Raw genomic sequence first — 26,425 nt, forward strand, 5'->3', positions numbered from 1 at the left:
GCCGCAGGCGGGCATGGACCTGCGGCCCCATCCGCCGCCCGGTCAGGCGGACGCGTCCCTGGCCTGCACCCGGTTGCGGCCGGCGCGCTTGGCGGCGTAGAGCGCCTCGTCGGCCTGGCTCATCAGGCTGGCCGTGTCAGGGCACTGCGGATAGCAGGCGATGCCGCCGCTGAAACTGGCGGTGAAGATGCCCTCGTCGCAGGTGTGGAACACCCGGGCGAAGCTGTCGCGGATGCTCTCGACGAGCGCCAGCGCCTGGTCCGGGCCGCAGTCCAGCAGCACCAGCGCGAATTCCTCGCCGCCGTAGCGGCCGACGATGTCGGTCGCCCGCACCCGCCGCCGCAGGTGCCGGGCGAGGGTCATGATGACCTTGTCGCCGGTGCCGTGGCCGTAGCTGTCGTTGATCCGCTTGAAGTGGTCGATGTCGATCAGCGCGTAGGTCAGCGGGACACCCTGCCGCTCGGCCTGCGCCAGGCTCTGCTGCAGCAGCGCCTTGGTCTTGCCGTGGTTGTAGAGGCCGGTCAGGCTGTCCTGCTCCATCAGGCGGCGCAGTCCGCGGTAACGACGGGCGCGCTGGGTGATCGCCTCGTAGAGCTGCACGGTGGGCACCGGCTTGACCAGGAAGTCGTCGCCGCCCTGGCGCATCGCGGCCTGCTGCGCCGCCTCGCTGCGGTCGCTGGTCATGTAGACGATCGGCACCGACTCGAAGGCCTTGTGCTGGCGGATGATCTTCGCCACTTCGAGCCCGCTGCAGCCGTCCAGGTGCATGTCGAGCAGCAGCACGTCGGGGGTGAAGAACTGCAGCACGTCCAGCACCTTTTCCGGCTGGCTCAGGATGCCGAGCCGCACGTCCGGATAGGCCGCCATCGCCGTCCGCACGCTGGCCAGCACGGTGCGGGAGTCGTCCAGCAGCAGCACCCGGAAAGGTTCCTCGTCCGCGGGGAAGGCGACCGGATCGACCACCTCGGCGATCGCGTCGATCGACAGCGGGGCCACGAAATAGAACAGCGCGCCGTGCCGCACCGCCTCCAGCCGCAGGGCGTAGCTGCCGTGGCCGGCCATGGCGCACCAGGGGATGCCCCGGCGTTGCAGGGTCGCGACGGTTTCGGCCGTGCCGCTGTCGAAGCCGTCGCCGATGTCCACCACTGCCGCCACCGCGCCGCCCCGGACCGCCGCGGCAGCGCCTTCCCGGGGATCGGTGTACTGGGCCATCCGGTAGCCGTAGTGCTCCATGTGCAGCAGGGCGTCGCGCGCCGCGGCATCGTGGCCGCCGATGACGACGATCAGCGGCAGTTCGCCCTTGCGGCGATGGCCGGCCGGCCGTTGGAACGCCCGTGCCTGGAGGCTCGCCTGCTGCACCGCCGCTTCGAGCGCCAGCCACAGCTGCTCGACCTCGGCCACGTCCCGCTCGTCGGGCGTCGACACGGCTTCCAGCCGCAGCAGCAGCGGTGCGAGCGCAGCGAGGACGTCCGGCAGGCCATGCTCCTCCGCCAGGGTGCCGAGCCGGTCGCAGTGCAGCATCAGCACCGCCCAGTGGGCGATGTCCGCAGGCTGGGTGCCCACATCGTCCCAGGCCTGGGAGAGTCCGCTCCAGACGGGGTCGAGGTCGTACGGCATCTGCATATGAAAATTACAACATGCACGTACCGGAAGGGAAATAGAAGCCGGACCCGCGGCCGCGGAGGCCCGACCGGCGGCTTGGCGGACAATGCGGCTCGCCGCGGCCCGATCCGTCTGCGGCCTGTCCTGTCCCTCGTCCCTTCTCCGTCTGCCCGTCCTGCGCAGCCCGTGCCCACGGGCTCCGCGTCCCGGTTGTCCCTGCCGTGTCCGATCCTGCCGCCGCCTCCTCCGCCGCCCTGCCGCCCGCTGCCGGTGCGCCGTCCGCCCGCGCGATGACGCCCAGCGAGCGCCGCTCCGCCGTGTCCCTGGCGTCGATCTTCGCCCTGCGCATGCTCGGCCTGTTCCTGGTGCTGCCGGTGTTCGCGCTGGAGGCGCGCCGCTATCCCGGCGGCGACGACGCGGCGCTGGTCGGCCTGGCGATGGGCATCTACGGCCTGACCCAGGCCTGCCTGCAGATGCCGTTCGGGCTGGCGTCCGACCGGTTCGGCCGCAAGCGGGTGATCGTCGCCGGTCTGCTGGTCTTCGCGTTCGGCAGTTTCGTCGCCGCCCTGGCCGACAGCCTGACCGGGCTGGTGGCGGGCCGGGCGCTGCAGGGCGCCGGTGCGGTCTCGGCCGCCGTCACCGCCCTGCTGGCCGACCAGACCCGCGAGATCGTGCGCACCAAGGCGATGGCGCTGGTCGGCGGCAGCATCGGCCTGATGTTCGCGCTGGCGCTGGTGGTTGCGCCGGCGCTGTCGGGCTGGATAGGCCTGTCGGGCCTGTTCGCCTTCACCGGGCTGCTGGCGCTGGCGGGCGTGGCCGCCGTCGTGTGGTGGGTGCCGGCGGAGCAGCCGCACGGCGCCGGCCAGCCGCGCGGCCGGCTCGCCGACGTGCTGGCCCACCGCGACCTGCTGCGGCTGAACGCCGGCGTGTTCGCGCTGCATACGGTCCAGCTCGCGATGTGGGTGGCGGTGCCGGCCATGATGGTGCAGGCCGGCCTGCCGAAGGAGCACCACTGGTGGATCTACCTGCCCGCGGTGCTGGCATCCTTCGGGGTGATGGGCGGGGCGCTGTTCCCGCTGGAGCGGCGCGGCCACCTGCGGGCGGTGCTGCTCGGCTCGATCGGGCTGGTGATCGTGGTGCAGGCCGGCCTGCTGGCGCTGGCCTGGGCCGGGCCGGGCGCCGGCGGCGGGCTTTGGCCGCTCGGGCTGTTGCTGTTCGTCTTCTTCTGCGGCTTCAATGCGCTGGAGGCGAGCCAGCCGAGCCTCGTGTCGCGCATGGCGCCGGCACCGCTACGGGGGGCGGCGCTCGGGCTCTACAACACGCTGCAGTCGCTCGGGCTGTTCGCCGGCGGCGCCGTCGGCGGCGCCCTTGTGCATGGCGCCGGGCCGGTCGGCCTGTTCGCGGCCACGCTGGCTCTTGCGCTGGGATGGCTGGCCCTCACCTGGGGACTGCGGCCGGTCGGCCGGACGCTCCACTAGGCGGGCAGCGGGCCGGCACCTCCGGCGCAGGTCGATGCGGCACAATGGCGCGCTCCGGCGCCGCGCCCGCCGGCCCCGCGCCGCCGCGGCCCGCCAGCTTCCATTTCCCTCATCTCCCAGCACAGGCAGAGCACCATGGCATCCGTCAACACAGTCATCATCGTCGGCAACCTCGGCCGCGATCCGGAGACCCGCAGCTTCCCGAACGGCGGCCAGGTCTGCAACATCCGCGTCGCCACGACCGACCGCTGGAAGGACAAGCAGAGCGGCGAGATGCGCGAGATCACCGAATGGCACAGCATCGTCTTCAACGACCGGCTGGCCGAAATTGCGGCGCAGTACCTGCGCAAGGGCTCGCAGGTGTACGTCGAGGGCCAACTGCGCACCCGCAAGTGGACCGACAAGGAAGGCGCCGAGCGCTACACCACCGAGATCCGTGCCGACCAGATGCAGATGCTCGGCAGCCGCCAAGGCCAGGGCGGCCCCTCGTCCTCGTCGCAGGAAGACGACGGCTACGGCGGTGGCGGCGGCTACGACAGCGCGCCGCGCCGCGCACCGGCACCGGCCCCCCGTCCTTCGGCCGCGCCCGCACCCCGCGCCGCGCCGGCGCCCAGCCGCGCACCGCAGTCGTCGGGCTTCGACGACATGGACGACGACATTCCGTTCTGAAGTCAAGCGCGTTGCGCGCAGGGATCGACACCCGCCGGCTCCTTGCGAGCGGCGGGTTTTTTCATGCCCGGTGCCGCGGGGCAGGTTGTCGCCATCGCTCCGCCGCACGCCGTGGCGGTCGGCCGACGCTCAGGGGAACTGCCCGCCGCCGGCCACCTGCAGCGCGCTGGCGGGGGCGGGCAGCGTGTCGATCAGCACCGCGCCGGTCACGGCCGTGATCCGCACCTGCAGCGGACCGTCGGCGATCTGCTGCGGGTACACGAAATAGTTGTAGTCCATCCGGGCCACCGGCGTCCACGCGGTGGCGCCCGCCGGCCGGATCTCGAGCGCCGTCACCGGCCAGCGGTGGTTGCGCACCTGCAAAGCCACCCAGTAGCGGCTGCTGCCTTCCTTGTAGCGGTACTGCACTGGCCCCTGCACGTCGCCTGCCACCAGTTGCCAGCGGATCGGCACCCGACCGGCGACCGGATCGGCGATGCGGGCGAACGCCTGCTGGCTGAGGTCGAGGTGGCCGGTCGGGCATTCGGGGCAGCGGTCGGTCACCCGCACCGTGACGTTGCCGCGCGGCCCGGAGACGGCGAGGTAGGCGCCGCAGACCGCACTGTTGGCGTAGTCGGGCGCGTTCATCGCGGTGACCCGCAGGTCGCCCGGGCTCGGATCGAAGCCGCAGTTGCCGGCGCCGGTGGCGTCGTAGTAGGTGGCATTGCCGGTGCGGATCACGCCGGCGGTGGTCGGGGGCGGAGCAGGGGCCGGAGCAGGGGCGGGCGATGGTGCCGGTGCGGGCGAGGGCGCCTGCGCACCCGGTGCGGGCTCTGCCGCCGGTCCGCCATCGCCGCCGCCACCGCCGCAGGCAGACAGGCTGGCCAGAAAAAAGGGAGCGGCGGCGCGGAACAGTCGGGGCATGGAAAGACGCTGTAGAGAAGGCCGCGGAGTATTCGCCGGGGCCGGACCCTGTTCGCCGGAAACCTTGTGACCAATCATGTCGACATGCAGCCGCCCAGGCTGCAGCGGCCGTTGCGCCCTGTTACGACTGTGACGTATCGGCGCGGTCCACCCGGTCGATCACGCCGCCGCCCAGGCACACATCGCCGTCGTACAGCACCGCCGACTGTCCCGGCGTCGGCGCCCACTGGGCGTCCGCGAAGTCCAGCGCGAAACGGTCGGCGGTCGGGCCGCCGTCGGCCGACAGCGTGCAGCCGGCATCTGCCTGGCGGTAGCGGGTCTTGGCCGCATAGGCGCCCGGCGCGGGCGGTGAGCCGGCGACCCAGCTCGCGTCGCCCGCGGCGAGCCGGTGCGACAGCAGCCACGGATGGTCGTGGCCCTGCACCACGTACAACGTGTTGCGCTCGACGTCCTTGCGTGCGACGAACCACGGCGCATGCTCGCCGCCGCCCTTCTGCGCACCCTTGTCCTTCACCCCGCCGATGCCCAGCCCCTGGCGCTGGCCGAGTGTGTAGAACGACAGGCCCTGGTGCCGGCCCAGCGTGCGGCCAGTGTCGTCGCGGATCGGGCCCGGCGCATGGGCGATGTAGCGGTTCAGGAATTCCCGGAACGGCCGCTCGCCGATGAAGCAGATGCCGGTCGAATCCTTCTTCTTCGCGTTCGGCAGCCCGATCTCGGCGGCGATGCGGCGCACCTCGGTCTTGTGCAGCTCGCCCACCGGGAACAGCGCCTTCGACAGCTGGGCCTGGTTCAGCCGGTGCAGGAAATAGCTCTGGTCCTTCGACGGGTCCAGGCCCTTCAGCAGCTGGTAGCGCTGCGAGGCATCGTCGAGGCGCACCCGCGCATAGTGGCCGGTGGCGATCTTCTCGGCGCCCAGCCGCATCGCATGGTCGAGGAAGGCCTTGAACTTGATCTCGGCGTTACAGAGCACGTCGGGATTCGGGGTGCGGCCGGCCTGGTACTCGCGCAGGAATTCGGCGAAGACGCGGTCCTTGTAGTCGGCCGCGAAGTTCACATGCTCGATGTCGATGCCAAGCACGTCGGCCACCGCCGCCGCATCGACGAAATCGACGTTCGACGAGCAGTACTCGCTGTCGTCGTCGTCTTCCCAGTTCTTCATGAAAATGCCCACGACCTCGTGGCCCTGCTGCTGAAGGAGATGGGCGGTGACGGCGGAGTCAACCCCTCCGGAGAGGCCGACGACGATGCGGTGACGGGACATAGGTGTGCGATTATCCCGGGCCCCCTTTTCCGCCCGCCGGCACGCGGGATTGCCGCCCTGTCATGGAACTGCGCCAGCTCCGCTACTTCGTGCGCACCGTCGAGCTCGGCAGCATCAGCCGCGCCGCGGGCGAGCTGGGCATCGTGCAGTCGGCGCTCAGCCAGCAGATCAGCCGGCTGGAAGGCGAACTTTCGGCCCGGCTGCTGCAGCGCAGTGCCCGCGGCGTGCTGCCCACGGAAGCTGGCGCCGCCTTCTTCCGCGAGGCGCAACTGACCCTGCGCCATGCCGAGCAGGCCCAGCGCGCGGCGCAGCAGGCGCGGCTGTCGGGCACGGTGAGCGTGGGCCTCGCGCCCACCACCGCGGCGGTGCTGGCCATGCCCTTCCTGCGTGCGATGCGGGAGCGGTATCCCGACGTGCGGCTGCACATGGTCGAGGCGCTGTCGGGCCACCTGGCGACGATGCTCAACGCCCGCCAGCTCGACCTGGCGGTGCTGTTCTCTACCCAGGTCGGCCGGCGCTGGAGCGTGCTGCCAGTGCTGGAGGAAAAACTGCTGCTGATCCGCGCGCGGGCGCATCTGCCCGCCGGCGCGCCGCCGCAGAGCCGGCCGGTGACGACGCGGGCGCTCGCCGCGCTGCCGCTGATCCTGCCGACCCATTCGCACGGCCTGCGCGCGACGATCGACGCCGCGTTCCTGCGCGCGCGGGTCCCGCTGCGGCTGGTGGCCGAGATCGATTCGCTGGCCATGCTGATGGACGCGGTGGACCTGGGAATCGGGGCCACGGTGCAGCCGGGCGCCGCGGTCGGCCGGTTCGCCGACGCGGCCACGCGCTTCCGCCTCGCGCCGCTGGCCGACCGGCAGGCCCGCCGGCTGAACGCCGTCTGCAGCCTGTCGGACGACGAACTGCCACCGGCCGCGCTGGCCGCCCGGGTGGTGCTGGGCGACACCGCCCGCGCGCTGGTGGCCGGCGGCCAGTGGCCGGGCGCGGAACTGGTCGCGCCGACCTGATCCGGTTGCTTCCTGGGCGGGGAGCCATCACAAAAACCGATGGCCCCATGGCCCCCGCCGGTCTGGCGGGCCGCGGCGGCGGCGCCTACAGTCTGGCCTCCCCATGAGATACCTACAACATTCGCGCCCCGTGCGCACCGGCGCGGCCCCGCGCGCCCATTGTTCCCCCGGCGCACATCCGCGCCGGCCCCAGCCATGACCGCGATGCCCGATGTCCTCGTCATCGGCGGCGGCAACGCCGCGCTCTGTGCGGCCTTGATGGCCCGCGAGGCCGGCGCCTCGGTGCTGCTGGTCGAATCCGCGCCGCGTGCCTGGCGCGGCGGCAACTCGATGCATGTGCGCAACCTGCGCTGCATGCACGACGCGCCGCAGGACGTGCTGGTCGAGGCCTATCCCGAAGAGGAATACTGGCAGGACCTGCTGAAGGTCACCGGCGGCCTCACCAACGAGGCGCTGGCGCGGCTCGTCATCCGCCATTCGTCGCGCTGCCGGCCGTGGATGCGGCGGCACGGCGTGCATTTCCAGCCGCCGCTCTCGGGCGCGCTGCATGTCGCCCGCACCAACGCGTTCTTCATGGGCGGCGGCAAGGCGCTGGTCAACGCCTACTACCGGAGCGCCGAGAAGCTGGGCGTGCAGGTGCGCTACGACACGCCCGTCGCCCGGCTCGAACTCGACGGCGGCCGCTTCATGGCGGCCATCACCGAATCCGGCGAGCGCATCGAAGCCAAGGCCTGCGTGATGGCCTGCGGCGGCTTCGAGTCCAACCTCGCCTGGCAGCGCGAGGCCTGGGGCCAGAACGCGCGCGGCGAATGGACTGCCGAGAACTTCCTGATCCGCGGCACCCGCTTCAACCAGGGCGTGCTGCTGAAGTTCATGCTCGACGCCGGCGCCGACAGCATCGGCGACCCGACGCAGGCGCACTGCGTGGCGATCGATGCGCGCGCGCCGCTCTACGACGGCGGCATCTGCACCCGCATCGACTGCGTGTCGCTCGGCGTGGTGGTGAATCGCGATGCCGAACGCTTCTATGACGAGGGCGAGGACTTCTGGCCCAAGCGCTATGCGATCTGGGGCCGCCTGGTGGCCCAGCAGCCGGGGCAGGTGGCCTATTCGATCATCGACCAGAAGGCGATCGGCCGCTTCATGCCGCCGGTGTTCGACGGCACCAAGGCCGACACGCTGGAAGACCTGGCCCGCCAGATCGGCCTGGACGTGCCGACCTTCCTGAAGACGGTCGGCGACTACAACGCCGCCTGCCGCGTCGGCACCTTCGACCACACCGCGCTCGACGACTGCCACACCGAGGGCGTGTCGCCCGCCAAGACCCACTGGGCGCGGCCGCTCGACACGGCACCCTTCTACGCATACCCGCTCAAGCCCGGCATCACCTTCACCTACCTGGGCATGAAGGTCGACGAGACCACCGCAGTGCGCTTCGGCGGCGTGCCGAGCGAGAACCTGTTCGTGGCCGGCGAGATGATGGCCGGCAACGTGCTCGGCAAGGGCTACACCGCCGGCGTCGGCATGAGCATCGGCACGGCCTTTGGCCGCATCGCCGGCGTGGGCGCAGCGCGCTCGGCCGGTTTCCACCACCCTGCCTTCGACGAGGAATTCGCCCATGCCGCCGCTCGATGAACTGGTGCGCAGCGTGCAGGCCGAGACCGATGCCGTCGGCCTCGACGGCCGCGCGTCCGTCAACCCCCGCGTGATCCCGATCCGCCCCGCGCTGTTGCTGTCGGCCGGCGAGAAGGAAGTCGCCCGCATCCTGCAGATCTGCAACGCCTGCCGCTACTGCGAAGGCTTCTGCGCAGTATTCCCCGCGATGACGCGCCGGCTGGAATTCGGCCAGGCCGACACCCACTACCTGGCCAACCTCTGCCACAACTGCGGCGCCTGCCTGCATGCCTGCCAGTACGCACCGCCGCACGAGTTCGCGGTCAACGTGCCGAAGGCGATGGCCGAGGTCCGCATGCAGACCTACCACGACTACGCCTGGCCGCCCGCGCTCGGCGCGCTGTACAAGCGCAACGGGCTCACCGTGGCGATGGCGCTGGCCGGTGGACTGGCGCTGTTCCTGGTGCTGGCGGTGGCGATGAGCGGATCGCTGATCCACGAGCCGCTGGCGGGCAACTTCTATGCGATCTTCCCGCACAACTTCCTGGCCGCCGTGTTCGGCGTGGTGTTCGGCTATGTGGTGTTCGCGCTCGGCATGGGCGTGCGGCGCTTCTGGCGCGAGGTTTCGCCCGGCCACGACCACCAGCCCGGCCGCGGTCCCGAGATCGCGGAGGTGCGCACCGCCGCCGCGGCCGAGGCGGCGCACGACGTGCTGCGGCTGAAGTACCTGGGCGGCGGCCACGGCGAAGGCTGCAACAACGAGGACGACGCGTTCACGCTCTGGCGCCGGCGCTTCCACCACTTCACCTTCTACGGCTTCCTGCTGTGCTTCGCCTCGACCAGCGTGGCGACGCTCTACCACTACCTGCTCGACCTGCACGCGCCCTATGCGCTCACCAGCCTGCCGGTGATCCTCGGCACGCTGGGCGGCATCGGCCTGGTGGTCGGCCCGACCGGGCTGCTGTGGCTGAACCTGCGGCGCGATCCGCAGCACGGCGACCAGGCCCAGCGGCCGATGGACCGCGGCTTCATCGCGCTGCTGCTGCTGACCAGCATCACCGGCCTGGCGCTGCTGGCACTGCGCGACACCTCGGTGATGGCGCTGCTGCTGGCGGTGCACCTGGGCGTGGTGATGGCGCTGTTCCTGACGCTGCCCTACGGCAAGTTCGCCCACGGCATCTTCCGCAGCGCGGCGCTCTTGAAGCACACCATCGAGAAGCGCCTGCCCAACCGCCTCCAGCTCGGCAGCGATTGAGCGGCCGGCCGGCCGTATCCCGAGACAAATCCCCGATTCACGAAAGCACGACATGCACAAGCGCCTCTTCCTCGCCACCGCCGCCGCAGCCCTCGCTGCCGCGGCCCCCTTCGCCGCCTCCGCCCAGGACTTCCCGCCGAAGAAGCCGGTCACGCTGGTGGTCGGCTTCGCGCCCGGCGGTGCGGCCGACGCGGCGGCGCGCCTGATCGCCAAGAAGCTCGGCGAGAACATCGGCCAGTCGGTGGTGGTGGAGAACAAGGGCGGTGCGGGCGGCAACATCGCCCACCAGTTCGTCGCCACCGGGCCGGCCGACGGCAGCATGCTGCTGTTCGGCTCGATCGGGCCGCTCACCATCGCGCCGCACCTGATGAAGCTGCCCTACGACCCGTTCAAGGACCTGGCGCCGGTATCCGGCGGCGTCAATTTCCCGAACGTGCTGGTGGTGCACAAGGGGCTGGGCGTGAAGAACCTGGCGGAGTTCGTCGCGCTCGCCAAGAAGGGCGAGAAGGTCGAGTTCGCCTCCACCGGCGCCGGCTCGGCGTCGCACCTGGCGGGCGAACTCTTCAACCAGCGCGCCGGCATCGAGATGGTCCACGTGCCCTACAAGGGCGGGGCCCCGGCGCTGCAGGACATCCTGGGCGAGCGGGTCGCGTCGTACTTCTCGGCACCGCCCACCGCGATGCCGCAGGTCGAGGCCGGCAAGCTGGTGCCGCTGGCGACCACCGGCCTCACCCGGCCGGCCTACCTGCCGGGCATCCCGACGGTCGCCGAGGCCGGCTACCCGGGCTTCGAGGCGCTCAACTGGTACGCCTTCGTCGCACCCGGCAAGACGCCCGCGCCGCTGCTCGACCGGTGGAACACCGAGATCGTCAAGGTGCTGAACGACGCGGGCGTGAAGGACGCGCTCAACAAGCACGGCCTGACGCCGCAGCCCACCACCCGCCCCGAACTCGCCGCCTTCATGCGCAAGGAGTCGGACAAGTGGAACAAGGTGGTCAAGGAACGCAAGATCACCGCCGAATAAGGAGACCCGCATGCCCGACATCCGCATTCCCTCGATGCAGGACCGCTGCAGCCCCGCCGAATGGCAGGCCCGCGTCGACCTGGCCGCCTGCTACCGGCTGGTGGAGCTCTACGGCATGGCCGACATGATGGCCAACCACATCTCGTCGCGCGTGCCGGACGAGGATGGCGCCTTCCTCATCAACCCCTACGGGATGATGTACGAGGAGATCACTGCCTCCAGCCTGATCAAGGTCGACCACGACGGCACGGTGCTCAGCCAGCCCGACTTCGGCGACCTGAAGTACGGCGTCAACAAGGCCGGCTACGTGATCCACAGCGCGGTGCACGAGGCCCGGCCGGAAGTCGCCTGCGTGATCCACACCCACAGCTGGGCGTCGATGGCGGTGTCGTCGCTCGCCTGCGGACTGCTGCCGATCACCCAGACCGCGATGCGCTTCCTGAAGATCGGCTACCACGACTACCAGGGCGTGGTGCTCGACACCGCGGAGCAGGAATCCCTGGTGGCCGACCTGGGGCAGGGCGAGGCGCTTATCCTGCGCAACCACGGCGCGCTGGTCGTCGGCCGCACCGTCGGCGAAGCCTTCAACTGGATGCACCGGCTCGAACTCGCCTGCCGCTCGCAGCTGGCCGCGATGGCCTGCAACACACCGCTGCAGGCGGTGCCGCAGGACGTGCTGGAGGAGACCTGGAACAACTACCAGCCCGGCACCCGCCGCCCCTACGGCGTGATGGAGTGGCCGGCGCTGCTGCGCAAGCTCGACCGGATCGATCCCGGCTACGCGAGCTGAGGCGCTACACGGGTGCCGGCGTGGCCGGCGCCGCCTTTACGACAAGAACCGAGACAAAGCCATGCATCGCAGACCCCTCCTGACCCGCGCCGTGCTGCTGGCGTGGGCCGCCACCGCCGGCATCGCCGCGCCGGCCTTCGCCGCCGACCCCTTTCCCTCCAAGCCGGTGACGCTGGTGGTCCCGTTCGCGCCGGGCGGCAACCTCGACGTGGTGGCGCGCACCGTGGCGCCGGCGCTCGAGCGCGCGCTCGGCCAGCCGGTGATCGTGGACAACCGCGCGGGCGCCGGCGGTGCCATCGGCGCGGGCTATGTGGCGCGCGGCGATGCCGACGGCCACCTGCTGCTGGTGACCACGCCCAACGCCGTCGCGGTGCTGCCGCGCATGGCGAAGACGCCGTATCAGCTCTCCTCCTTCCAGGCGGTGGGCCTGGCGGCCACCACGCCGCTGGTCGTGGTGGTGCGCAACACGTCGCGCTTCAAGGACGTGGCGGCCCTGCTGGCGGAGGCCCGTGCCAAGCCCGGCCGGGTGAGCGCCGGCCATGCGGGGCCGGGCACCACCAACCACGTGGCCACGCTGCAGCTGGAGACGGCCGCGAAGATCGAACTGAACGCCGTGCCGTACAAGGGGTCGGCACCGGCGCTGGTCGACCTGATCGGCGGCCAGACCGACATGGTGGTGGACCAGCTCACCAGTTCGGCCACCCACATCCAGTCGGGCGCGGTGCGCGCGCTGGCGGTGATGTCGCGCGACCGCGATCCGGCGCTGCCCGGCGTGCCGACCCTGCGCGAGTCCGGCCTGGCCGACTTCGAGGCGACCACCGCCACCGGCATCCTCGCGCCGGCGAAGACGCCGGCCGCCACCGTGGCGCTGCTCAACGCCGCGCTGCGCAAGGCCCTGGCCGAAGACGCCGTGAAGGCCCGCCTGGCGCAGCTCGGCAGTCCCGCGCGGCCCTCGTCCGTCGAGGAATGGCAGCGGCTGCTGCAGCAGGAAGACGGCCGCGCCGCCGCGCTGGCCCAGGCCGGCAAGCTCCAGTCCGAGCCCTGACCGCCGATCCGGAGAGTTCCATGACACGCCCCTGCCTGCCCGCGCTGGACGTCCCCAGTCCGCCGTCCTTCACCCCGCCGCCCGGCGCCTGCGACAGCCATGCGCACGTGTTCGGTCCCTTTGCCCAGTACCCGCTGGCCGACGACCGCAGCTACACGCCGGCCGAATACCCGGGCGCGGCCTTCGTCGCCCACCTCGACCGCCTCGGTTTGTCGCGCGGCGTGCTGGTGACCGGCAGCGCCAGCGGCACCGACAACGGCGCCGTGCTGGAGGCGCTGCGGCGCTATCCTGACCGGTTGCGCGGGGTCGCCGTGCCGGCGCCCGACACCACCGATGCCGACCTCGATGCCTGGCATGCCGCCGGCATCCGCGGCGTGCGGGCCAACCTGTTCCGGCGCGACGGCCACGCGGTCTACCGCAACGGCGTCGGCATCGAGGTGCTGGAGGCCCTGGCGCCGCGCCTGGCCGAGCGCGGCTGGCATGCGCAGATCTGGATCCATGCGCCCGACCTGGTGGAGATGGCGCCGCGTCTCGTGCGCCTGGGCGTGCCGCTGGTGGTGGACCACATGGGCCGCATGGCCAGCGCCCGCGGCGTGCAGGACGCGGGCTTCCAGCAGCTCTGCCGCATGCTGGCCGACGGCACCGCCTGGACCAAGATTTCGGGGGCCGACCGCAACGGCGCCTCGGGCGCGCCCTACACCGACATCGACCCGTTCGCGCGCGCCCTGCTGGCGGCCAACGATGCGCGGGTGGTCTGGGGCACCGACTGGCCGCACATCAACTATTTCGAGGCCGCGCAGATGCCCGACGACGGCGTGCTGCTCGACCTGCTGGCGCGCTGGATGCCCGACGAACGCCAGCGACGCCGCGTGCTGGTGGACAACCCGGCCGCGCTCTACGACTTCGCGCCCGTACCCGGCTGAGGCCGGGCGCCGTTCCCGATGCACTGGAGGAGACACCCCATGGATTCGATCGCATCCCATTCTTCGCGTCGCGCGCTGCTCGCCGGCGCCGGTCTGTACGCCGCGGTATGCGCGCTGCCGGCATGGGCGCAGGCCCCGGCCTGGCCCGCTAAGCCGGTCAAGGTGGTGGTCGCCTTCACCGCCGGCGGCACCACCGACATCCTGGCACGCGCCGTGACGCAGAAGCTCACCGAGAAGCTCGGCCAGCCCTTCGTCATCGACAACAAGCCCGGTGGCGGCGGCAACATCGGCACCGAGATGGTGGTGCGCGCCCCGGCCGACGGCTACACGCTGATCGTCAACTCGGTCGGGCCGATGGCGGTCAACCAGACGCTCTACAAGAACCTGCCGTACGACCCGCTCAAGGACCTGATGCCGGTGGTGCAGATCGCCGACGTGCCCAACGTGCTGGTGGTGCATCCCGACGTGCCGGCGAAGACCTTCGAGGAATTCATCGCCTATGCCAAGGCGAACCCGGGCAAGCTGAGCTACGGCTCCACCGGCGTCGGCACCTCGTCGCACCTGTCGAGCTACATGCTGAGCCAGCGCATCGGCGCCGACACGCTGCACGTGCCCTACAAGGGCGCCAATGCGCTCAACGACCTGCTGGCCGGCCGGCTGCAGTTCATGTTCGCCACCATCCCGTCGGTGATCCAGCACATCCGCGCCGGCAAGCTGCGCGCCGTGGCGGTGTCGAGCGACAAGCCTTCGCGCTCGCTGCCGGGCGTGCCGACCGTGGCCAGCAAGGGCTTCCCGGGGTTCGCGGCAGGGTCCTGGTTCGGCTTCTTTGCACCCAAGGGCACGCCGCAGCCGGTGATCGCGCTGCTGAACAAGTCGGTCAACGAGGTGCTGCCCTCGCTGGAGGAGCAGATGGTGCGCGAAGGCGCCGATCCGGTGGGCGGCACGCCCGCGCAGTTCGGCGCCTTCACCCAGCGCGAATACGAGAAGTGGAAGGTAATCGTGCGCGACTCCGGCGCCACAGCGGAATGAGCGGCGCCGCGCCGCTGCGCATCCTGGTGTCGGCCGAGGCGGCGGCCCGCCATGCCGACGCGATCGCCGACGCCACCGGCGGCCGGCCGCACCGGCTGGTCCTGCCGGGCGCAGGCGATGCCGACGTCGCCTTCGTCTCGCGCGACGTGACCGGCCTGTCGACCAAGCACCGGGTGCTGCCGGAGACGCAGCTGTTCTACGACGCGCTGACCGCGGCCCCGTCGCTGCGCTGGGTGCATGTGCACTCGGCCGGCGCCGACCGGCCGGTGTTCGTCGCGCTGCGCGCGGCGGGCGTGGCGATCACGACCTCGTCGGGCGCGAATGCCGAGGTGGTGGCGCACTCGGCGCTGGCCGGCATCCTGTCGCTGGCGCGGCGCTTTCCGCAGCTGATGGCGGCGCAGCGCGCGCACGCCTGGGCGCCGCTGATCGCCGGGCCGCTGCCGCGCGACCTGCCGGGCCAGCGCGCCACCATCGTCGGCTGGGGCCCGATCGGCCGGCACATCGCCCGCCTGCTGCAGGCATTCGGGCTGGAGGTCGCGGTGGTCCGCAGCCGGGCCGAGCCGGTGCCGTCGGCCGTCGCGACCGTGGCCTTCGAGGACCTGCACGGCCTGCTGCCCGTCACCGACTGGCTGGTGCTGGCCTGCCCGCTGACCGAGCGGACCCGCGGCCTGGTCGGTGCGGCGGCGCTGGCACGGCTGCCGGCGGGAGCGCACGTCGTCAACGTGGCGCGCGGCGAGATCGTGGACGAGCCCGCGCTGGTCGAGGCGCTGCGGTCCGGGCACGTCGCCGGAGCCTTCCTGGACGTGTTCGCCCACGAGCCGCTGCCGGCAGATTCGCCGCTGTGGGACCTGCCGCAGGTGATCGCCACGCCGCACAGCGCAGGCTTCGCCGACGGCAACGCGGCGCGGGTGGTGGAGATGTTCCTGGCGAACCTGCGGCGCTGGTGCGCGGGCGATGCGCTGGCGTAGGCCGCGCCCGCCTTTTCACAAGAAAAATGGCACTTTGCGAAGGTCCTGCCTGCGCCGCTTGCTATCGAAAGAAGAGCGAACGGCTGCCGGCGATCCCGGCCCGTCCGGTCAGGCCCAGCCGAGCCGGCGGGTGAGTTCGGTCGCGGCGTCGCGCAGCAGGGCCAGCCACCGGTCCTGCCGGGACGGATCGAACCGGAAATGCGGCACGGTCAGCATCACGTTGCCGCGCACCTGGCCGTCGCTGTCGAAGAAGGGCACCGCCAGGCCGTGCATGTCGGGCGCCCGCTGGGCGTACGAGCAGGCGTGGCCGTCGCGCCGGATCGTCTCCAGGGCGGCGCGCAGTTCGGCCGCGTCGAGCGGGCGGCCGTCGAGCGGCGAGGCTTCCTCGCGCGCGATCACCGTGTCGATCTCCGCCGGGTCCAGGTAGGCCAGCAGCGACCGGCCGGCCGCGCCCCAGGCCAGGGATGCGAGCCGGTTGCGCTCCAGCGCATAGCGCAGCGGATGCGCGGGCGACGCCCAGTGCGAGAAGAACATCTTCAGATCCTGGCGGGCCAGCAGCACCAGCATGGTGGTCTCGTCCGTCTCGTCGCGGATCGCCTGCAGCAGCGGATCGGCCAGGCGGTTGATCGGCATGTCGGTGCCGATCCGTCCGGCCACGCGGTAGTACTCGATGCCGGGGCGGTACAGGCCGTCGGCGTCCTGCTCCACATAGCCCAGCGGCTTGCACAGGTTCAGCAGCCGGTGGGCGGTGGCGCGCGGCAGGTTGAGGGCCCGGGCCAGGTCGTTGAGCGCCCAGCGGTCCTTCGCGGCGAAGGCCGACAGGATGCGCAGCGTGCGGTTGACGGTGCCGCTGTCGGCGGCCGGACGGTCGGTGGAAGGGGAGGCGGAAGAGGGGGCGGAAGTGGTGGCCATCGGCGACGAAAGAAGCGCCGCCGGACGCGGGCATCTGAGGATAACCCTCATTGGCGAGACCACCGCTTGGCCGTATCGTATCGATATTCGATATGAAGTTCCGTTAAACGGAACAACGCGAGAAGGTCGATTCCATGGATCACACCGTTTCCCCGCCGTCCGCCTTGTGCGCGGACGCACCGCCCGCCGCCGCCCAGGAAACCGTCGCCGCCCGGCTCGGCGCCTTCGTGGCGGGGACGGATGTCGCCCGCATGCCCGCTGCGGTGGTGGCGCTGGCCCGCAGCCGCCTCCTCGACGCCTGCGCGACCGCGATCGCCGCACGCGGCCTGCCGGTGCCTACGGTGGCGTGCGCCTTCGTCGGCAACGCGGCCGGCGCCGCCAGCGTGATAGGGCAGGCGCAGCGGGTACCGGCGGCCGATGCGGCCTTCGTCAACGCCACCCTGGTCAACGGCTGCACGCACGACGACTTCCTCGCCAAGTCGCATGCCGGCGCGGTGGCGATCCCCGCGGCGCTGGCGGCGGCGGAGGAGTGCGGCGCTTCCGGGGCCGACCTGCTGGCCGCGGTGGTGGCCGGCTACGAGGTGACGGCCCGTGCCTACCGCGGGGCGCCGGGCATGCTGCCGCGCTTTCGGGCCACCGGCGTGCCCGGGGCGGTCGGCGCGGCGGCGGCGGCGGCCCGCGCGCTGCGGCTCGGTCCGGTGGCGACGGCGCAGGCCCTCGGACTCGGCGCGATGTTCGCCTCGGGCTTCGGCGAGGGCTTCGTCGCCGGCACGATGGACGTGAAACTCAACGTCGGCTGGGCATCGCGCAGCGGCGTGTCGGCCGCCCGGCTGGCCGCCTGCGGCGCCACGTCGGCGCCGACGGTGTTCGAAGGCGCCTCGGGCTTCTTCGCCGCGTTCGGCGACAGCACCGCCGACGCCGGCGCAGCGCTGCACGGTCTGGGGGAGCGCTTCCTGATCGAGGACACGGTCTACAAGGAACGCCCGGTCTGCATCTTCGTGCAGACGCCGGTGCAGCTCGCCCGCACGCTGGCCGGCGAACCGGGTTTCGACGCGGGGCGCATCGAGGCGGTGCGCATCCGTGCGCCAATGGCCACCCTCACCAATCCGGGCTACCGGAACGTCGCGCCCTTCGCCACGCAGCTGCAGGCGCGGATCAGCGCACGCTTCACCGTCGCGGCGGCGCTGCTCGGCCGGCCGGTGGACACCTACCGGTACTTCGACAACCTCGGCGATGCCGACGTGCTGGCCCTGGCCGAACGCATCGAGCTGCTGCCGCCCGGCGGAGACGACACGGTCGTGGTGCAGGTGCAGAGCGCCGGCCGCACCTTCGAAGCCGCAGGCGTCGAGATGGACCACCTGCTGCCGACCGCGGACAAGGTGCTCGCCAAGTTCCGCCGGCTCACGGCGGACCTCGCGCCCGGCCGCGCCGACCGGTTGCTGGCGGAACTGTCGGACCTCGAGGCCCGCCCCGACGTCGCGGGTCTCGCCGCGGCCCTGCGCGATCTCTGACCCCGCCGATCACCGGCCCCTTTCCAGGAGACCTTGCCATGCTGACGAAACGATCCCTGCGCACCGTGCTGGCCGCCCTTGCCGCCGCCGGGGCGGCCCTCGCCCACGCGGCGTATCCCGAGCGTCCGATCCGGCTGGTGGTGCCGTTCCCGACCGGCGGCTCCACCGACGTGGTGACCCGCATCGTGGCGCAGAAGGCGCAGCAGCTGCTCGGCCAGCCGCTGGTGGTCGACAACAAGGGCGGTGCCGGCAGCCTGCTCGGCTCCGATGCGGTCGCCAAGGCGCCGGCCGACGGCTACACGCTGCTGGTCACCCAGACCGCGTTCGCCGTCAATGCGTCGCTGATGAAGAAGCTGCCCTACGACACGCTGAAGGACTTCACGCCGATCGCCCTGCTGGCCGACCACCCCGGCGTGGTCGTGGCGGCCACCGCGAAGCCGTACAACACCTTTGCCGAATTCGTGCAGACGGCCAAGGCGAACCCCGGCAAGCTCAACTACTCGTCGGCCGGCAACGGCACCTGGCCGCACCTGTCCATGGCACTGCTGGCGAGCGAGGCGGGGCTCGACATGGTCCACGTGGCCTACAAGGGGACCGGCCCGGCCAAGGTCGACCTGGTGGCCGGCCGGGTGGACGTGAAGATCGAGGCCTATGCCACGACGATGGAGATGATCAAGGGCGGGCAGCTCAAGGTGCTGGCCGTGACCAGCAAGGCCCGCATGCCGGAGCTGCCGCAGGTGCCGACCGTCGCGGAACTCGGCTATCCGCGCTACGAGACCTCGTACTGGATCGGCGTGGCCGGACCGGCCGGCCTGCCGGCCGACGTCACCGCCCGGCTGGAACGCGCGTTCGTCGAGGCGCTCCACGATCCCGAGGTCAAGCGCCAGCTCGCCGCGCAGAGCATCTATCCGCGCGGGCTGCCGGCGCGCGACCTGGACACGCTCACCCGCGCCGAGATCGACAAATGGGGCCGGGTGGTGCGCGCCACCGGCATCCAGGAATGACGCAGACACAGTCCACCCGGCTGCCGTCGGGCGTCTCGATCGCCTGGCGGCAGGACGACTTCACCGACGGCTGGAAGGCGGCCGACACCGTCATGCTGCTGCACGGCATCGCCGAGGACGGCGACGCGTTCTCCGCCTGGGTGCCGCACCTGGCGCGCGATTTCCGCGTGTTGCGGCCCGACCTGCGCGGCTTCGGCGCGTCGTCGCCGATCGACGGCGACGCACCGCTCGACATCGCGATGTTCGCCGACGACCTGGACGCGCTGGTGCAGGCGCTGGGCCTGGCGCGGGTCCATGCGGTGGCGACCAAGCTCGGCGCGCAGGCCGCGCTGGTCCTGGCCCAGCGCGGGGTGCCGTGGCTCGCGTCGATGGCGCTGGCCGGCATGCAGATCTCGCCGGGCGGCGCGCTCGGCCGCTGGGTCGACGCCTGGATCGACCTGGTCGACCGCGAGGGCGTCGAGGGCTGGGCCCGCGCCACCATGCCCGGCCGGCTGGGCGCCACGCTGCCGCCCGAGGCGATGGACTGGTGGGCGCGAGCGATGGGCCGCGCGCCGGCGGCGTCGGTGAAGGCGTGCCTGCGCATGCTGCCCGGCCTGGGCGAGGCGCCGGCGCTGGAATCGATCCGCTGCCCGACGCTGGTGCTGGCGGCCGTGCAGCCCGGCGAGGCCGACGGCTTCGACCAGCGCACGCCGCTGGCCAAGATCGCGCGCTGGCAGCAGCGCATCCCCGGCTCGCGGCTGTGCCGCATCAAGGCCGACGCCTACCACGTCGCCGCATCCCATCCCGACCTGTGCGCCGCGGCGGTGCGGTCGTTTCTCCTGGAGGTGTCCCGATGATGGGCTGGCGCGGCCGCATAGGCTTTCTGATTCCCCCCGGCAATCCGACCGTCGAGCCCGAGATGGCGTCGCTCGCGCCGCGCGGCGTATCGGTGCATTTCCACCGCATGGTGGCCAGCGGCGCGACCGGGTCGCTGTCCGGGCAGGACGAGCGCAACCGCTCGCAGATCGCGCACCTGCAGGACACCGCCGACCTGCTCGCGCTGGTGAAGCCGGGCGTGATGGTGATGGCGCACACGGCCATGAGCTACACGCTCGGCCGCGAGGCCGAGGCGGCCCTCGTCGACCGCATGCAGGCGCGCTACGACCGGCCCTTCGTCACTGCCTTCGGCAGCGTGGTCGCGGCGCTGCGCCACCTCGGCATCGACCGTGTGGCCTACGCCACGCCGTACAGCCCCGAGACGACCCTGCAGGGCAAGGCCCACCTGGAGTCCTACGGCTTCGCGGTGCCGGCCTTCGGCCACCTGCCGGGCGTCACCAACATCTACGACGAGACGGCCGAGCGCGCCTATGCGCTGGCCCGCCTGGTGGACCGGCCGGAGGCGCAGGCGGTGTTCCTGAGCGGTGTCGGCATGCCCACCCTGGAGGCGATCGACCTGCTGGAGCGCGACCTCGGCAAGCCGGTGATCTCCAGCGCCTCGGCCATGATGTGGAACGCGCTGCGGGCCCTCGGCGTCGGCGCCTCGGTGCCGGGCGGCGGGCGCCTGCTCGCCACGATGGGCACCGCGCCGGCCGCCACGGCCCTTTCTTCACCCGACCCTGGAGCCTGACGTCCATGGCCCTGTTCCTGAACGAAGCCGACGTGCGCGCGCTGCTGCCGATGGCGCTGGCAATCGAGTGCGTCGAATCCGCCTTCCGCGACCGTGCCGCCGGCCAGGCCTTCGACGTCCCGCGCCGGCGCACCCGCCTGCCCGGCGGCCACCTGCACATCCTGCAGGGTGCCTCGGTCGCGCTGAACCTTGTGGGCTACAAGGCCTACTACATCCAGCCCGACCGGTCGCGCACCTCGCTGCTGCACCTGATCGACCGCGCGCAGGGCTGCGTGGTGGCGGTGATCGAATCCGACGGCCTGAGCCAGATCCGCACCGGTGCCGCGACCGCGGTGGCGGCGCGTGCGCTGGCCCGGCCCGAATCGTCGGTCATGGGCCTGTTCGGCTCGGGCCGCCATGCCGTCACCCAGCTGGAGGCGGTGTGCGAAGTGCTGGCCCTGGAGGAGGTGCGCGTCTTCGGCCGCGACCGAACGCGGCTGGACGCCTTCTGCCGCACGATGGAAGAACGGGTGGCGCCGCGCGTGGTGCCTGCGGCCACGCGCGAGGAGACGGTGCGGGGCTGCGACGTGGTGGTCGCGATGACCCGCGCGGCCGAGCCGGTGTTCGACGGCCGCTGGATCGAGCCCGGCCAGTTCATCGCGGCGACCGGCTCCAACGCGCTCGACCGCCGCGAGATCGACCTGGAGACGGTACGGCGCGCCGACCGGCTGGTGGTCGATTCGCGCGAGGTCGCCCAGGGCGAGAGCGGCGACCTGCTGCCCGCGTTCGAGAACGGCCTGCTGTACTGGGAGAACGTGGCCGACCTGGGCGACGTCCTGGCCGGCCGCTGGCCCGGTCGCACCGATGCCGCCGAAGTCACGCTGTTCGAGTCGCACGGCATGGCGCTGCAGGACATCTACTGCGGCGAACGCATCCTGGCGCTGGCCCGCGCGAGCGGCCGGGGACAGGCCCTGCCGTACTGACGACCGGTTTAGGCGCTAAAAGTCATCTAGCGCCCGTTGCGCTTGCGTTATCAGCTATCGAAAAAGGAGCGGATGCGGTGCGGCCGCCGCCGCCGGGTGCTGGTCAACCGCCGGTCACGCTCGGATCGCAGTACACCGTCTCCAGCGGCAGCCGCCGGCCGCCGAGGTAGTCCTCCAGGCAGCGCAGCAGCAGCGGGCTGCGGTGGCGCTCGGGGCAGGCGCGGATCTCGTCGGCCGTCATCCACACCGCCCGCACGATGCCCTCGTCCAGCGGCTGGTCGGGGAAGTGCTCGCCGACCTCGCCGCAGAAGGCGAAGCGCAGGTAGGTGATGTCCTCGCCGTCGCGGCTGCGGACGAAACGCGAGATGTAGACGCCCACCAGCGCGGTGGGTGTGAAAACGTGGGCCGATTCCTCCAGCGCCTCGCGGGCGCAGCCCTGGGCCGGCGTCTCGCCGAGGTCCAGGTGGCCCGCCGGGTTGTTGAGCTTCAGGCCATCGGCGGTGTGCTCCTCCACCAGCAGGAATCGGCCGTCGCGTTCCATCACCGCCGCGACGGTGACGTTGGGTTTCCAGCGGGGGGAGGCGGCGTGGTGCATGGGCCGGCATTATCCCGGCCCGCGGGGCCGCCGCCGTCGCCTAGTCGACCTTGATGTTCGCCTTGCGGATCACGTCGCGCCAGCCGTCAGCCTGCGCATGGATGAAGCGGCCGAAATCCTGCGGCGTGCCGGGCACCGCGCGCAGCGCCTGGGCCTGGAACAGGCTGCGCAGCGCAGGCGTCTCCAGCGCCGCATGCACCTCGCGGTTGAGCCGCGCGACGATGTCGGGCGGCGTCTGGCCGGGCGCCAGCATGCCGAGCCAGGACTGCGCCACGTAGCCCGGATAGGTCTCGGCGACGGTCGGCACGTCGGGCAGCTGCGGAATGCGCTCGGGCGTGGTGGTCGCCAGCACCTTCATCTTGCCGGCCTTGATGTGCTGCAGCACCGAGGTGGCGCTGACGAACATCACGTCCACCCGCCCGCCGAGTACGTCGGTGATCGCCGGCGCGCCGCCCTTGTAGGGCACGTGCGCCATGTCGATGCCGGCCGTCATCTTGAACAGCTCCGCCGCGAGCTGGTTGGAGCTGCCGGCGCCGGTCGAGGCGTAGTTGAGCGCGCCCGGCCTGCTCTTGGCGAGCGCGACCAGCTCGCGGATCGACTGCACCGGCGCGTCGGCCGGCGTCACCACCAGCAGCGGCGACACGCCGATCAGCGCCACCGGCGTCAGGTCCTTGTCCGAATCGAAGGGCAGCTTGTAGAGCAGCGGGTTGACCGCATGCGTGTCGAAGGCCATCAGCAGCGTATAGCCGTCGGGCCGGGCCTTGGCGACCACCGCGCTGCCGATCGAGCCGCCCGCGCCGGCGCGGTTCTCGATCACCAGCGGCTGGCCGAGCGTGGCTTCCAGCCGCGGCTGCAATGCCCGGGTCACGTTGTCGATGATGCCGCCCGGCGGGAACGGCACCACCACCTGGATCGGCTTGGACGGCCAGGCGCCCTGGGCGCGCAGGGCGGGCGCGGCCAGGGCCAGCGCGAGGGCGGAGCCGCCGGCGCGCAGCGCGGCACGGCGGTCGGACGAGAACGGATGGTCCATCGGAGGTGTCTCCTGCAGGGTCAGGGGGTGTCGAGGATCGCGACCGTGCGGCACCAGCCCGCCGAGCCGCGCTTGATCTTGATCGGGAAGCAGCTCACGGTGAAGCCGGTGGCGGGCAGCTGCTCCAGGTTCACCAGCTTCTCCATCTGGTAGTAGCCGATGTCGCGGCCGGCCTTGTGGCCCTCCCAGATGACCGAGGCGTCGCCGGTGGCGCGGAAGCGCTCGATGACGAACGGGAAGGCCGGGTCCCAGCTGTACGAGTCGGTGCCCACCACCCGCACGCCGCGCTCCAGCAGGTAGAGCGTGGCGGCCCGGCCGAGGCCGCAGGCGCTCTTCCAGTAGTCCTCCTCGTCGTGGCGGGTGCCGGCGCAGGTGTTGACCAGCACGATGTCCAGCGGCTGCAGCGTGTGGCCGATGCGGGCCAGCTCGGCCGCCACCTCCTCCGCCGTCACCAGATGGCCGGCAGGCAGGTGGCGGAAGTCCAGCTTCACGCCGGACTGCAGGCACCAGTCCAGCGGTACCTCGTCGATGCCCGGCGACGGTCGGCCGCCGGGCACCAGCGCATGGTCGGTGGTCGGGTGGTAGTGCCAGGGCGCGTCCATGTGGGTGCCGGCATGGGTCGAGAGCGCGACCTGCTCGACCGCCCAGGCCTTGCCCTCGGGCAGGTGCTCGGGCCCCACGCCCGGCAGCAGCTTGCCGAACAGGTCCCAGGCGGAGTCGTGGTCGGTACGGGTGATCTGCGGACGGTGGTGCGCAGGCGAGGTGGGCTTGTCGTCGAGGGTGACGGAGAGGTCGATGATGCGGCGGGGCATGGCGGTCCTGGGCGCGGGTATTCAGGGACGGCCGGCGCGGATGCCGGCGGTGATGAAGGCGACCAACTGGCGCACGATGGCCTGGGGGTCGTCGGTGTCGCAGAGGCCGCCCGACAGCCGGTGCAGCCGGTGGTAGCCCTGGTCGGAGTCGCTCACGATGTACATCAGCGCGCCGATCGCGAAGGCGTAGCGCCAGAAGGCCTCCTCCCGGGGCAGGCCGGGTTCGGCCGCGATCAGCGCATCGACGAAGCGCACCGCCATCGCGTCGTACTGCTCGAAGATCGCCTGGTTGGTGGTCTCGCGCGGCAGCGCCCGGGCCTGGACCAGCAGCCGGATCAGCAGCCGCGATTCGCCGGTCGCCTCGAAGCTCATCGTCACCGGCGGGCCGACCAGCGCCTCGACCACTGCCGCCAGGTCGGGCCGGCCGGCGGCACAGGCGCGGTCGAGCGCCTCCAGCCGCAGCCGGTTGAGCGGGCCGGCCACCGCCCGCAGCACTTCCTGCGCCAGCGCCTCGCGGCTGCCGAAGTGGTAGTGCACCGCGGCCACGTTGGCCTCGGCCCGGTCGGTGATCTCGCGCAGGGAGGCGGCCTCGAAACCCCGCGTGGCGAACACCTCCAGCGCTGCCCGCAGGATGCGGGAGCGGGTGGCCTTTTCCCCGGCGAACAGGTCGGCGGAGGCGGGCGGGGCAGGGGCCACGGTGGCGGGAATCGGCGGTCTCCAGAATTCAAATGGTTGTTTGAATTCTGCGGTCGGCGCAGTCGTGGCGCCACCGGGTTTGCCCTGCGCCCCGCGTCGCGCGGCAGGGCGGGCCGGGCACCGGAAGCGGCGCCGGAAGGCCAATCCTTTAAGCTCCGCCCCCACACCTTCCTGATCACACAGAGGAGAAGCCATGCAGATAGGCGTTCCGTCGGAAACGACGGCAGGGGAGACAAGGGTGGCCGTCACGCCGGAGACGGCGAAGAAGCTGGTGGCGCAGGGCCATGCGCTGCAGGTGCAGGCGGGCGCCGGCCTCGCGGCCAGCGCGACCGATGCGGCCTACGAGGCGGCGGGCGCCCGGATCGTGGATGCGGCCGCGGCCTTCGGCGCCGACCTGGTACTGAAAGTGCGCAGCCCCTCGCCGGACGAACTGCCGCTGCTGCGCCCCGGCACCGCGCTGGTCGGCATGCTCGACCCCTTCGATGCCCCCGGCCTGCAGCGCCTCGCCGCCGCCGGCCTCACCGCCTTCGCGCTCGAGGCCGCGCCGCGCACCACCCGCGCGCAGAGCATGGACGTGCTCTCGTCGCAGGCCAACATCGCCGGCTACAAGGCCATCATGGTGGCGGCCGACCGCTACCAGCGCTTCTTCCCGATGCTCATGACCGCCGCCGGCACGGTGAAGGCGGCCCGCGTGGTGATCCTGGGCGTCGGCGTCGCGGGCCTGCAGGCCATCGCCACCGCCAAGCGGCTCGGCGCGGTGATCGAGGCCTCCGACGTCCGGCCGTCGGTCAAGGAGCAGGTCGAATCGCTGGGCGCCAAATTCATCGACGTGCCCTACGAGACCGAGGAGGAGCGCGAGGCCGCGCACGGCACCGGCGGCTATGCCCGGCCGATGCCGCAGGGCTGGCTCGACCGGCAGAAGGCCGAGGTCGCCAAGCGGGTGGCTGCGGCCGACATCGTGGTCTCCACCGCGCTGATCCCCGGCCGTGCCGCGCCGACGCTGGTGACCGAGGAGATGGTCCGGGCGATGAAGCCGGGCTCGGTCATCGTCGACATCGCCGCCGGCAAGGGGCCGGGCGGCGTCGGCGGCAACTGCCCGCTGACCCAGGCCGGGCGCACGGTGGTGAAGCACGGCGTGACGATCGTCGGCGAGACCAACCTGCCGGCGCTGGTCGCGGCCGATGCGTCGGCGCTCTACGCACGCAACGTGCTCGACTTCCTGAAGCTGGTGCTGCCGAAGTACGCGGCGGCGCTGCAGATCGATACCGCCGACGACATCGTCGCCGCCTGCCTGGTCGCCCGCGACGGCCAGGTCACCCGCAGTTGACCGACGAGGACCCCGACGCCATGGACATCTCCCCCACCATCGTCAACCTGATCATCTTCGTGCTGGCGATCTACGTCGGCTACCACGTGGTCTGGACCGTGACCCCCGCGCTGCACACCCCGCTGATGGCGGTGACCAACGCGATCAGCGCCATCGTCATCGTCGGCGCCATGCTGGCCGCCGCGCTCACCACCACGCCGCTCGGCAAGACCATGGGCGTGCTGGCCGTGGCGCTGGCGGCGGTCAACGTCTTCGGCGGCTTCCTGGTGACGCGCCGCATGCTGGAGATGTTCCGCAAGAAGGAGAAGAAAGCGCCCGCTGCCGCCGCCGACGGCAGCAAGGGGAATACAGCATGAGCGCCGCCCAGTGGCCCGAAGGCACCCGCTCCCGGAGGGGAGTGGG

At 71.9% G+C, this 26,425-nt stretch carries 26 protein-coding genes; 18 read left to right on the forward strand and 8 right to left on the reverse strand.

All coding sequences use genetic code 11. The annotated features are described in order from the left end of the window. Positions 1-42 precede the first annotated feature (42 nt). Positions 43-1,623, reverse strand: a complete 1,581-nt coding sequence (locus QZ500_RS10005) for a diguanylate cyclase (protein WP_295854565.1) — start codon at positions 1,621-1,623, stop codon at positions 43-45. 269 nt (positions 1,624-1,892) lie between these two features. On the opposite strand from QZ500_RS10005, the gene QZ500_RS10010 reads away from it, so the two are divergent. After that, positions 1,893-3,080, forward strand: a complete 1,188-nt coding sequence (locus tag QZ500_RS10010) for an MFS transporter (protein WP_295854697.1) — start codon at positions 1,893-1,895, stop codon at positions 3,078-3,080. Positions 3,081-3,215: 135 nt separating this feature from the next. Beyond that, entirely contained in the window at positions 3,216-3,749 is a 534-nt protein-coding gene (ssb, locus tag QZ500_RS10015) for a single-stranded DNA-binding protein (protein WP_295854568.1), read from the forward strand. 129 nt (positions 3,750-3,878) lie between these two features. On the opposite strand, the gene QZ500_RS10020 is transcribed toward ssb, so the two are convergent. Then, positions 3,879-4,652 (reverse strand): expansin EXLX1 family cellulose-binding protein, encoded by a 774-nt coding sequence (locus QZ500_RS10020; protein ID WP_295854570.1) that lies wholly within the window; start codon positions 4,650-4,652, stop codon positions 3,879-3,881. 121 nt (positions 4,653-4,773) lie between these two features. Next, positions 4,774-5,913, reverse strand: coding sequence for a tRNA 2-thiouridine(34) synthase MnmA (mnmA, locus tag QZ500_RS10025; RefSeq protein WP_295854573.1), 1,140 nt, complete (start codon positions 5,911-5,913; stop codon positions 4,774-4,776). A gap of 62 nt (positions 5,914-5,975) precedes the next feature. On the opposite strand from mnmA, the gene QZ500_RS10030 reads away from it, so the two are divergent. From QZ500_RS10030 to QZ500_RS10070, 9 genes are all read left to right on the forward strand, one after another. Continuing rightward, complete coding sequence (locus QZ500_RS10030) at positions 5,976-6,920, forward strand: LysR family transcriptional regulator (protein ID WP_295854574.1); 945 nt, start codon at positions 5,976-5,978, stop codon at positions 6,918-6,920. Positions 6,921-7,124: 204 nt separating this feature from the next. Then, complete coding sequence (tcuA, locus tag QZ500_RS10035) at positions 7,125-8,555, forward strand: FAD-dependent tricarballylate dehydrogenase TcuA (protein WP_295854699.1); 1,431 nt, start codon at positions 7,125-7,127, stop codon at positions 8,553-8,555. Further along, on the forward strand, positions 8,539-9,789 hold the full coding sequence (gene tcuB / locus QZ500_RS10040) for a tricarballylate utilization 4Fe-4S protein TcuB (protein WP_295854577.1): 1,251 nt from the start codon (positions 8,539-8,541) through the stop codon (positions 9,787-9,789). Before tcuA ends, tcuB begins: the two co-directional genes overlap by 17 nt. 52 nt (positions 9,790-9,841) lie before the next feature. Continuing rightward, positions 9,842-10,813: a tripartite tricarboxylate transporter substrate binding protein gene (locus QZ500_RS10045; protein ID WP_295854580.1), complete on the forward strand. Its 972-nt coding sequence runs from the start codon at positions 9,842-9,844 to the stop codon at positions 10,811-10,813. A gap of 10 nt (positions 10,814-10,823) precedes the next feature. Beyond that, positions 10,824-11,603: a class II aldolase/adducin family protein gene (locus QZ500_RS10050; protein WP_295854582.1), complete on the forward strand. Its 780-nt coding sequence runs from the start codon at positions 10,824-10,826 to the stop codon at positions 11,601-11,603. A 61-nt stretch (positions 11,604-11,664) separates the two neighbouring features. After that, positions 11,665-12,648: a tripartite tricarboxylate transporter substrate binding protein gene (locus tag QZ500_RS10055; protein ID WP_295854584.1), complete on the forward strand. Its 984-nt coding sequence runs from the start codon at positions 11,665-11,667 to the stop codon at positions 12,646-12,648. 20 nt (positions 12,649-12,668) lie between these two features. Then, complete coding sequence (locus QZ500_RS10060; RefSeq protein WP_295854587.1) at positions 12,669-13,571, forward strand: amidohydrolase family protein; 903 nt, start codon at positions 12,669-12,671, stop codon at positions 13,569-13,571. Positions 13,572-13,610: 39 nt separating this feature from the next. Then, positions 13,611-14,600 (forward strand): tripartite tricarboxylate transporter substrate binding protein, encoded by a 990-nt coding sequence (locus QZ500_RS10065; RefSeq protein ID WP_295854590.1) that lies wholly within the window; start codon positions 13,611-13,613, stop codon positions 14,598-14,600. Further along, on the forward strand, positions 14,597-15,568 hold the full coding sequence (locus QZ500_RS10070; protein ID WP_295854593.1) for a D-2-hydroxyacid dehydrogenase: 972 nt from the start codon (positions 14,597-14,599) through the stop codon (positions 15,566-15,568). The genes QZ500_RS10065 and QZ500_RS10070 overlap by 4 nt, the downstream gene beginning before the upstream one ends. Positions 15,569-15,676: 108 nt before the next feature. On the opposite strand, the gene QZ500_RS10075 is transcribed toward QZ500_RS10070, so the two are convergent. Next, positions 15,677-16,480, reverse strand: a complete 804-nt coding sequence (locus tag QZ500_RS10075; protein WP_295854596.1) for an IclR family transcriptional regulator — start codon at positions 16,478-16,480, stop codon at positions 15,677-15,679. Between the two features lie 134 nt (positions 16,481-16,614). Here QZ500_RS10075 and QZ500_RS10080 point away from each other — a divergent pair, with 134 nt between their 5' ends. The 5 genes from QZ500_RS10080 to QZ500_RS10100 are packed head-to-tail and all read left to right on the forward strand — an operon-like array spanning position 16,615 to position 21,563. Next, positions 16,615-17,991 carry an MmgE/PrpD family protein gene (locus QZ500_RS10080; RefSeq protein ID WP_295854599.1) on the forward strand — a complete coding sequence of 459 codons (1,377 nt, stop codon included), beginning with the start codon at positions 16,615-16,617 and terminating at the stop codon, positions 17,989-17,991. Positions 17,992-18,029: 38 nt separating this feature from the next. Further along, a complete protein-coding gene (locus QZ500_RS10085; protein ID WP_295854602.1) occupies positions 18,030-18,995 on the forward strand; it encodes a tripartite tricarboxylate transporter substrate binding protein in 966 nt (321 codons plus the stop codon). After that, a complete protein-coding gene (locus tag QZ500_RS10090) occupies positions 18,992-19,831 on the forward strand; it encodes an alpha/beta fold hydrolase (protein ID WP_295854604.1) in 840 nt (279 codons plus the stop codon). The genes QZ500_RS10085 and QZ500_RS10090 overlap by 4 nt, the downstream gene beginning before the upstream one ends. Continuing rightward, positions 19,828-20,601: a hypothetical protein gene (locus tag QZ500_RS10095; protein ID WP_295854606.1), complete on the forward strand. Its 774-nt coding sequence runs from the start codon at positions 19,828-19,830 to the stop codon at positions 20,599-20,601. Before QZ500_RS10090 ends, QZ500_RS10095 begins: the two co-directional genes overlap by 4 nt. A gap of 5 nt (positions 20,602-20,606) precedes the next feature. Next, the gene (locus tag QZ500_RS10100; protein WP_295854607.1) at positions 20,607-21,563 is read left to right on the forward strand and encodes an ornithine cyclodeaminase family protein; all 957 of its coding nucleotides are present in this window, start codon (positions 20,607-20,609) and stop codon (positions 21,561-21,563) included. Positions 21,564-21,666: 103 nt separating this feature from the next. Here QZ500_RS10100 and QZ500_RS10105 read toward each other — a convergent pair whose 3' ends face one another. The 4 genes from QZ500_RS10105 to QZ500_RS10120 are packed head-to-tail and all read right to left on the reverse strand — an operon-like array spanning position 21,667 to position 24,696. Further along, positions 21,667-22,158: an NUDIX hydrolase gene (locus QZ500_RS10105; RefSeq protein ID WP_295854609.1), complete on the reverse strand. Its 492-nt coding sequence runs from the start codon at positions 22,156-22,158 to the stop codon at positions 21,667-21,669. Between the two features lie 40 nt (positions 22,159-22,198). Next, positions 22,199-23,188: a tripartite tricarboxylate transporter substrate binding protein gene (locus QZ500_RS10110; protein WP_295854613.1), complete on the reverse strand. Its 990-nt coding sequence runs from the start codon at positions 23,186-23,188 to the stop codon at positions 22,199-22,201. Positions 23,189-23,208: 20 nt separating this feature from the next. Next, the gene (locus QZ500_RS10115; protein ID WP_295854614.1) at positions 23,209-24,000 is read right to left on the reverse strand and encodes a cyclase family protein; all 792 of its coding nucleotides are present in this window, start codon (positions 23,998-24,000) and stop codon (positions 23,209-23,211) included. Positions 24,001-24,021: 21 nt separating this feature from the next. Continuing rightward, positions 24,022-24,696 (reverse strand): TetR/AcrR family transcriptional regulator, encoded by a 675-nt coding sequence (locus QZ500_RS10120; RefSeq protein WP_295854617.1) that lies wholly within the window; start codon positions 24,694-24,696, stop codon positions 24,022-24,024. A 193-nt stretch (positions 24,697-24,889) separates the two neighbouring features. On the opposite strand from QZ500_RS10120, the gene QZ500_RS10125 reads away from it, so the two are divergent. Then, positions 24,890-26,023 (forward strand): Re/Si-specific NAD(P)(+) transhydrogenase subunit alpha, encoded by a 1,134-nt coding sequence (locus QZ500_RS10125; protein ID WP_295854620.1) that lies wholly within the window; start codon positions 24,890-24,892, stop codon positions 26,021-26,023. A 20-nt stretch (positions 26,024-26,043) separates the two neighbouring features. Further along, positions 26,044-26,379: an NAD(P) transhydrogenase subunit alpha gene (locus QZ500_RS10130; RefSeq protein ID WP_295854623.1), complete on the forward strand. Its 336-nt coding sequence runs from the start codon at positions 26,044-26,046 to the stop codon at positions 26,377-26,379. Positions 26,380-26,425: the final 46 nt, after the last annotated feature.

Origin of the sequence: uncultured Xylophilus sp. (assembly GCA_913776965.1) — a bacterium.
Classification (GTDB): domain Bacteria; phylum Pseudomonadota; class Gammaproteobacteria; order Burkholderiales; family Burkholderiaceae_C; genus Xylophilus.

Bases quoted from the DNA above. Each gene is read 5' to 3' on its own strand.
- QZ500_RS10050 (WP_295854582.1), top strand. From the start codon at position 10,824: ATGCCCGACATCCGCATTCCCTCGATGCAGGACCGCTGCAGCCCCGCC.
- QZ500_RS10010 (WP_295854697.1), top strand. From the start codon at position 1,893: ATGACGCCCAGCGAGCGCCGCTCCGCCGTGTCCCTGGCGTCGATCTTC.
- tcuB (WP_295854577.1), top strand. From the start codon at position 8,539: ATGCCGCCGCTCGATGAACTGGTGCGCAGCGTGCAGGCCGAGACCGAT.
- QZ500_RS10055 (WP_295854584.1), top strand. From the start codon at position 11,665: ATGCATCGCAGACCCCTCCTGACCCGCGCCGTGCTGCTGGCGTGGGCC.
- QZ500_RS10130 (WP_295854623.1), top strand. From the start codon at position 26,044: ATGGACATCTCCCCCACCATCGTCAACCTGATCATCTTCGTGCTGGCG.
- ssb (WP_295854568.1), top strand. From the start codon at position 3,216: ATGGCATCCGTCAACACAGTCATCATCGTCGGCAACCTCGGCCGCGAT.
- tcuA (WP_295854699.1), top strand. From the start codon at position 7,125: ATGCCCGATGTCCTCGTCATCGGCGGCGGCAACGCCGCGCTCTGTGCG.
- QZ500_RS10075 (WP_295854596.1), bottom strand. From the start codon at position 16,480: ATGGCCACCACTTCCGCCCCCTCTTCCGCCTCCCCTTCCACCGACCGT.
- QZ500_RS10095 (WP_295854606.1), top strand. From the start codon at position 19,828: ATGATGGGCTGGCGCGGCCGCATAGGCTTTCTGATTCCCCCCGGCAAT.
- QZ500_RS10110 (WP_295854613.1), bottom strand. From the start codon at position 23,188: ATGGACCATCCGTTCTCGTCCGACCGCCGTGCCGCGCTGCGCGCCGGC.
- QZ500_RS10005 (WP_295854565.1), bottom strand. From the start codon at position 1,623: ATGCAGATGCCGTACGACCTCGACCCCGTCTGGAGCGGACTCTCCCAG.
- QZ500_RS10060 (WP_295854587.1), top strand. From the start codon at position 12,669: ATGACACGCCCCTGCCTGCCCGCGCTGGACGTCCCCAGTCCGCCGTCC.
- QZ500_RS10070 (WP_295854593.1), top strand. From the start codon at position 14,597: ATGAGCGGCGCCGCGCCGCTGCGCATCCTGGTGTCGGCCGAGGCGGCG.
- QZ500_RS10080 (WP_295854599.1), top strand. From the start codon at position 16,615: ATGGATCACACCGTTTCCCCGCCGTCCGCCTTGTGCGCGGACGCACCG.
- QZ500_RS10020 (WP_295854570.1), bottom strand. From the start codon at position 4,652: ATGCCCCGACTGTTCCGCGCCGCCGCTCCCTTTTTTCTGGCCAGCCTG.
- QZ500_RS10105 (WP_295854609.1), bottom strand. From the start codon at position 22,158: ATGCACCACGCCGCCTCCCCCCGCTGGAAACCCAACGTCACCGTCGCG.
- QZ500_RS10030 (WP_295854574.1), top strand. From the start codon at position 5,976: ATGGAACTGCGCCAGCTCCGCTACTTCGTGCGCACCGTCGAGCTCGGC.
- QZ500_RS10090 (WP_295854604.1), top strand. From the start codon at position 18,992: ATGACGCAGACACAGTCCACCCGGCTGCCGTCGGGCGTCTCGATCGCC.
- QZ500_RS10100 (WP_295854607.1), top strand. From the start codon at position 20,607: ATGGCCCTGTTCCTGAACGAAGCCGACGTGCGCGCGCTGCTGCCGATG.
- QZ500_RS10045 (WP_295854580.1), top strand. From the start codon at position 9,842: ATGCACAAGCGCCTCTTCCTCGCCACCGCCGCCGCAGCCCTCGCTGCC.
- mnmA (WP_295854573.1), bottom strand. From the start codon at position 5,913: ATGTCCCGTCACCGCATCGTCGTCGGCCTCTCCGGAGGGGTTGACTCC.
- QZ500_RS10065 (WP_295854590.1), top strand. From the start codon at position 13,611: ATGGATTCGATCGCATCCCATTCTTCGCGTCGCGCGCTGCTCGCCGGC.
- QZ500_RS10085 (WP_295854602.1), top strand. From the start codon at position 18,030: ATGCTGACGAAACGATCCCTGCGCACCGTGCTGGCCGCCCTTGCCGCC.
- QZ500_RS10125 (WP_295854620.1), top strand. From the start codon at position 24,890: ATGCAGATAGGCGTTCCGTCGGAAACGACGGCAGGGGAGACAAGGGTG.
- QZ500_RS10115 (WP_295854614.1), bottom strand. From the start codon at position 24,000: ATGCCCCGCCGCATCATCGACCTCTCCGTCACCCTCGACGACAAGCCC.